This window comes from Pontibacillus marinus BH030004 = DSM 16465 (assembly GCF_000425225.1).
Classification (GTDB): Bacteria; Bacillota; Bacilli; order Bacillales; family BH030062; genus Pontibacillus; species Pontibacillus marinus.
The window spans coordinates 1-1,163 of sequence record NZ_AULJ01000094.1 but is presented as its reverse complement, the minus strand read 5'-3'; the positions used below and the strand labels follow the sequence as shown (position 1 = coordinate 1,163).

The 1,163-nt window shown below is 30.6% G+C and carries 1 protein-coding gene; it reads left to right on the top strand.

The window, feature by feature from the left end; genetic code table 11:
* Positions 1 to 277: 277 nt before the first annotated feature.
* Positions 278 to 1,036: a DUF5694 domain-containing protein gene (locus H514_RS0115325; RefSeq protein ID WP_027447747.1), complete on the top strand. Its 759-nt coding sequence runs from the start codon at positions 278 to 280 to the stop codon at positions 1,034 to 1,036.
* The last annotated feature ends 127 nt before the right edge of the window (positions 1,037 to 1,163 follow it).

The window sequence follows — 1,163 nt, the reverse complement described above, 5'->3', positions numbered from 1 at the left end:
AGATAACTTCGAAACTGTATAATGGTATGTCTCTTGTTTAATAGAAGGAGATTTATTTGAATTATCTCGAATTCAAATATTCAGCAATCGGGCGCGAATCTTTAATAACGCGTCTTTTTTATATATGGTTAATTATGTACGTATTTGAGTTAATGTTAAAAGATGATAAGACACCAATCAATAAATGGATATTTATGTTAAAGTGTTGTTAGAGTCAGGTGCAACTATTTTGTTTGATTATATAAGTTCTTGAAGTAGAGAATAAAGGAGAGTAAAAATGACTGATAGAAAACCTTCCGTCCTGGTTTTTGGGACATATCATATGGGTGATCGTGGAAACAGAGACCTTTATCAACTAAAATCAAATAATATAAATAGTGATAAGAAACAATCAGAGATTCGTGAAGTTATAGAATGTATTAAAGCATATAAACCTACAAAAATTGCCGTCGAATTTGAGACTGTAAGAGCAGATATTTTAGAAGATCAATATCAAAAATACATAAGCAAAGAACTAGAAGAAGATTTGGAAACAGATGAAATACATCAATTTGGGTTTCGAATTGCAGAAGAACTAGGTCATAAAGAAATTTATCCAGTAGATTGGAATCGTCCAGCCGGCGGTGTTCCTATGGGGTTTGTTTATGAATTTTTAAAAGAAACTAACGAAGATCTGTATAAGGAATTAATTGAAGATGGTGAAGAAAATAATAAACACCAACAAGAATTAATAAATACAAAGTCTATAAGGGAAGTATTGGTTGCGATGAACCACCCAGAAAAATTAAAAAAACAACAAGAGACATATTTGAAATTAGCTTTAGCTTCCGTAAATGATTATTATCTTGGAATTGAATGGCTTGCAAATTATTGGCATCGTAGGAATCTTATTATCTTTAATAATGTAAAACAACTCGTTAATAATTCTGATGAACGAATTCTTGTGATTTATGGTGTAGGCCATAAATATTTACTGGATCACTTCTTTGAAGGTAGTGGTCAATTTCATGTTCACTCAATTCATGACTATTTGTAATAGCATTATTATCTTGAATTCAAGTATTCCTGATAAGACCAGCTATAAAAAGTCAAGTATCTAAATCAATGTTTCTTTAGGTTTAAAGGAATAAAATTTGGCATGCCAAATAAACCTCACGCTTGTT